5 protein-coding genes are annotated in these 5,009 nt (G+C 45.0%); 1 reads left to right on the top strand and 4 read right to left on the bottom strand.

What is annotated here, in order from left to right; all coding sequences use genetic code 11:
• Positions 1–139 precede the first annotated feature (139 nt).
• Positions 140–1,255 carry a DUF6444 domain-containing protein gene (locus LC586_RS39555; protein WP_229491238.1) on the top strand — a complete coding sequence of 372 codons (1,116 nt, stop codon included), beginning with the start codon at positions 140–142 and terminating at the stop codon, positions 1,253–1,255.
• 147 nt (positions 1,256–1,402) lie between these two features.
• On the opposite strand, the gene fabD is transcribed toward LC586_RS39555, so the two are convergent.
• The 4 genes from fabD to accA all read right to left on the bottom strand — a co-directional run bounded on the left by fabD (position 1,403) and on the right by accA (position 4,810).
• On the bottom strand, positions 1,403–2,344 hold the full coding sequence (fabD, locus tag LC586_RS39550; RefSeq protein WP_229491237.1) for an ACP S-malonyltransferase: 942 nt from the start codon (positions 2,342–2,344) through the stop codon (positions 1,403–1,405).
• A 178-nt stretch (positions 2,345–2,522) separates the two neighbouring features.
• Positions 2,523–2,996, bottom strand: a complete 474-nt coding sequence (panD, locus tag LC586_RS39545) for an aspartate 1-decarboxylase (protein WP_309143438.1) — start codon at positions 2,994–2,996, stop codon at positions 2,523–2,525.
• Positions 2,993–3,781, bottom strand: a complete 789-nt coding sequence (panB, locus tag LC586_RS39540) for a 3-methyl-2-oxobutanoate hydroxymethyltransferase (protein WP_229491236.1) — start codon at positions 3,779–3,781, stop codon at positions 2,993–2,995. Before panB ends, panD begins: the two co-directional genes overlap by 4 nt.
• 36 nt (positions 3,782–3,817) lie before the next feature.
• Positions 3,818–4,810, bottom strand: coding sequence for an acetyl-CoA carboxylase carboxyl transferase subunit alpha (accA, locus tag LC586_RS39535; protein ID WP_229491235.1), 993 nt, complete (start codon positions 4,808–4,810; stop codon positions 3,818–3,820).
• Positions 4,811–5,009 lie beyond the last annotated feature (199 nt).

Below are 5,009 nucleotides of genomic sequence, written 5' to 3'. Positions count from 1 at the left end.
TAATGTGCCGATAATCTGGCACTTGCTGCAACTGTTCTAGCAGATTATTCATCCGAATCGCTTCTCAATTTCCGATCGCCTTCTAAAAGTATTGTCATTTTTCTCTGCTTGTATGAAACCACCCTGCCCCGGTAATTAGGTGAGTGGGGTTTGCAGTCTAAAGTGCGATCGCAAAAAATGGCAGCCAGAATCTGGTAATGTGGGATTCATGGAACATCCGATCCCTAACTATTTAGAGCAGATACCCCCTCAGGATTGGGATAAAACTCCAGCCAGCGTCAAAAAAATGGTGGAGTCAATGGCGCAGTGTATAGAAAAATTAGAACAACAGGGTGCGGAATTACTAGAAGCCCAGCAGCAACTATTAGAAAAAATTAATAAAACATCAAAAAACTCATCATCACCACCCTCAAGTGACCCACCCGGATTTGGGCAGAAATCAACTAAGAAAAAAAGCGGTAAAAAACGCGGAGGTCAACCCGGTCATGAAGGTAAAAGCCGGGACTTATACCCAATAGAAAAATGTAGCTCCTCATACAACCATCATCCAATCACATGTGCCTGTTGTGGAGAAAGTTTAAGTGGAGAAGATCCGAACCCCTATCGCCATCAAATCGTTGAGATTCCACCGATTGAACCAATTGTTGTAGAACATCGCTTACACCAATTGACTTGCTCCAAATGTGGAACACACACTCGTGCAACATTACCCGCCGACATCAATCCAAGTGGATACGGAGTAAGAGTTGTTGCTCTTGTTGCACTACTGAGCGGATTGTACCGCAATAGTCAACGCATGGTACAAAGCGCTTTAGCAGAGTTATTTGATATCTCAATGTCCTTGGGAACGGTAAACAAACTGAGGCTCGAAGCAAGCAATGCAGTCGCAAATTGTGTAGATGAAGCAAAGCTTTATGTCCAGCACTCTTTGGTAGTGGGAGCGGACGAAACAAGCTTCAACCAGGGAAATATCGATGGTCGTAACCATGACACAAGCTGTTGCCTGTGCACGCATTGGGAAAGATGCTCCTACTTTACTTCCAGAAGTCATCTGTTGTTACCAAGAGCAAGATTTCAAAAATCTTGCTCTGTAAAGTCAGTAGACCGAAAAGTTTTCCAAAAGTTTTATCAGTCCTTCATTTTCCCTTGGGAACACCATCCATCGAAATCAGCTTATCATCGACTTTTCAAGTACTTCTGTTCTGGATGGACGAATAGAGCGATCGCTTATGGTCGTGATGGAAAGTTCCAATAACGTCGCCTGAAACCCATATTCTTTCGTCAACTTTCAAAACTTTTCAGTCTACTGATTTTACCTGCTAAAATACACCTTTGTTAAATACCTACCCTTGAAAGAACACCCTATCCCCAACAAATAGCCCTGACGAGATTTCACCTTTTCTTAGTGCCATTCCTCTGTGACGGCTTCTAAAGTTTTATCCATTGAGGTACTATTTTCGACATTTAGGGTTTGTACACCCTTAACAGTCCGTTTTATCAAACTGGAAAGTGTGTGGCCAGGACCGAACTCGATAAAGGTATCTATACCATCGCTTGCAAGGCGCTGGATAGATTGAACCCAGCGAACCGGGTTTTGTATCTGCTGGATGAGTAGTTGTCGAATCTCACCAGTTCCGCACATATGCTGTGCTGTGACGTTAGAGATCACAGGAAAAACTGTGTTGCGGAGTTTGACTGTTGCTAAAAGTTCTGCAAGATGCTCTGCTGCTGGCTGCATAAGACGGGTGTGAAATGCACCGGAGACTGCTAACGGAACCGCAGCAGTAGCACCAGCTTGTTTGGCGAGTTCGACTACTCGTGCCACAGCAGTTATATGCCCGCCGACAACAGTCTGGGTTGGTGCATTATAGTTTGTTACCTGACATAATCCTAGTGTCGCAGTCTGTTGGCAGAGGGCTTCGACCTGTGCTGCATCTAGCCCCAGGATAGCTGCCATCCCGACATCTTGGTCAGCTGTGGCTTCTTTCATAAAAATTCCCCTTTGCTGTACGATGTACACTGCTTCTTCAAACTCTAAAGCTCCTGCGGCAACCAGTGCGCTGTACTCTCCAAGACTCAGTCCAGCCATGACTATAGGTTGGGGTAGTTTGGGCTGTACAGCTAACAAGCAGGCAAGGCTGGTAACGAGGATAGCAGGCTGAGCGTTCTCAGTCTGTTGTAAAAGTTCTTCTGGTCCAACCTGACACATCTTGAGCAGATCAAAACCAAGCACTGCAGATGCCCGGTCATATAATGCTTTAGCTTGCGGGTAGTGCTCTGCAATCTGCACCCCCATTCCCACATATTGAGCACCTTGACCAGCAAAGACATAAGCGGTTCTCACAAATCCCCCTTGATTGAATGGTACTAAGAAAAGATGAAACCCTTGCTAGGGCTGGGTGTAGGGTGTAGGGTGTAGGGAAAAAAGTAAGAAAACTAGTTAGGAGTGCGAACATTAATAAACTTCTTGCTCACTACACCCCACACCCAAAAGCCTTACGAATAATAGATTTGCCGTTATCTTAGGGACTCATGTTTTCGCAGATTAAGTACTTCACAAACTTATTCTTTTCATCCACTAAAATCATCAACAGCTCAGTTGCTTTATCGACCAAATGGAACGACATAATGATAACTTCATCCCCCGCCTGCGCTAGATGAGCGGCTGCTCCATTGATACAAACAACTCCAGAATCTTTTGAGCCATTGATGACATAGGTTTCAAATCGATTTCCATTCGTATTGTTGACAACAAGTACTTTTTCATATTCGTCAATTTTTGCCCGAATCAAAAGCGATTCATCAATTGTGATTGAGCCAACATAGTTAACATTGGCTTCTGTAACTCTAGCTTTGTGGATTTTTGAACGCAGGAATAATCTCATTAAAAATACCTCTATGGATAAAATAGTGCAATGTGATTTTCTGCTTCTGCCTTGTCTAAAGGGCATTCCATTTTTTGTAGTTGCTCTCAAAGTAAAATTTGCCTGACTCACAACTTGCTCTCTGGGAATTGAAAGTTTCGCACCTCGCTGCAAAATGCTTGAACAGCTTGAGTAATCGTCTTGCGCAAGTTAGTATAGGGTTTAGCAAAGGAAGGGTGCCAGTCAGATAAACCTAGCAGGTCAGACGTGACCAATATCTGACCGTCACAGTGGGAGCCGGCACCAATACCGAGAGTAGGAATGGTAAGTTTTTGGGTAATTTGGAGTGCCAGGTTTGCAGGGATATGCTCCAACACTACAGCGAATGCTCCAGCCTTTTCCAAGGCAATTGCCTCCGCCATGATTCGCTCCTCTGATTTAGGAGAAGTTCCCTGTTGTCGGTATCCACTTAATTGATGAACTGATTGGGGGGTTAAGCCCAAATGACCCATCACGGGAATTCCAACCTGCACCAGTTGAGCTACAGTCTCTGCCATTGCCGGATATCCCCCTTCTAGCTTAACTGCCTGGACTCCCGCTTCTTTTAAGGCACGCCCTGCTGAGTGCAGCGCTTGCTGAGGGCTGGTCTGATAGCTCAAAAAAGGTAGATCAAACACAACCATAGCCCGCTTTACTCCTCGGCGAACCGCCTGAGCATGATGCAGCATTTCGTCGAGGGTGACAGGCAGTGTGTTTTCATAGCCCAATACCGCCATCGCCAGAGAATCTCCCACCAAAATCAAGTCTATCCCTGTCTGGTCTAGCACTTGAGCAAAGAGATAATCCCAAGCTGTGAGGGCAACAATCGGTTTTCCATGCTGTTTGCATTCGTCTAAGTATTTAATTGTAACTGGCATAAAATATACTCCCTATTAAGTACTTTAAAATGAGCATCAACCTGATGATTTCGCGTCGCCAGTAGTAAAAAAACCAATTTGACGAAACTTTTGATACCGCATCTGACGCCGCTCTTGGCTAGTCAATTGTGTGAGTTCCTCCAAATTTTGTAACAGCGCCTGCTTCAATATTTTTGCTGCATCTAAGGGGGCGGAATGAGCGCCCATAAGAGGTTCTGGTAACAGTTGATCCACAATTCCCAGCTTTTTGAGATCCTGCGAAGTGATTTTGAGGGCAATAGCCGCTTGAGATGCCTGAAGAGCATCTTTCCAAAGAATGGCGGCACAGGCTTCAGGTGTGGCAACGGTATAAACAGCATGTTCAAACATTAACAAGCGATCGCCAACACCAATACCTAACGCGCCACCAGAGCCGCCCTCACCAATAACGGTACAGATGATAGGAACATCCAACCTGAACATCTCACGCAAATTGTATGCGATCGCCTCTCCCTGACCGTTATGCTCTGCCTCTATACCAGCCCAAGCTCCTGGTGTATCAATAAAAGTCAATATCGGCATGCCAAATCGATTGGCATGCTCCATCAACCGCATCGCTTTGCGGTAGCCGCTAGGAGAAGCCATACCAAAGTTACGGGTAACATTATCTTTAGTATTGTGGCCTTTTTGATGGCCCAGCATTACCACTGGGCGCCCAGCCAACCTCGTGACGCAAGCAACTAAAGCTGGATCGTCTGAACTACAGCGATCACCATGCATTTCCATCCATTCGTCACTAATCGCTTGAATATAATCAAGAGTATTGGGACGGCAGGGATGACGAGCCAATTGCAAGTGTTGGAACGGTGAAAGATTACTAAAAATCTTCTGACACATCTGAGTTGCGCGTGCTTCTAGCTGGCGAATCTGCTCAGAAATATCAACGCCATTTTCAGCAGCCAGTTCACGAATTTGGTCGATTCGTGACTCTAGTTCTACCAGGGGCTTTTCAAAGTCTAGAAGTAATGGTTTGCGCATAGTAGTTACCATTTTTAAAAGTCAAAAACCTGAAACCTACATATAACAAGCTTTTCTCGCCTTAATTGCCGTTTGAGCGCGGATCTGATACCGTTGGCGAAACATTACTTAACATAAAAACGCCGATTGTACCGCGTATTACATGGAGAGGAGAAACCTCCCTTCCCGTGTATTACACGGGAAGAAAAAAATTAAGTTAACTGCCTCAATA

This window comes from Nostoc favosum CHAB5714, assembly GCF_020829495.1.
GTDB classification, from domain to species: domain Bacteria; phylum Cyanobacteriota; class Cyanobacteriia; order Cyanobacteriales; family Nostocaceae; genus Nostoc; species Nostoc favosum.
This window is presented reverse-complemented; position numbering and strand designations above follow the sequence as displayed.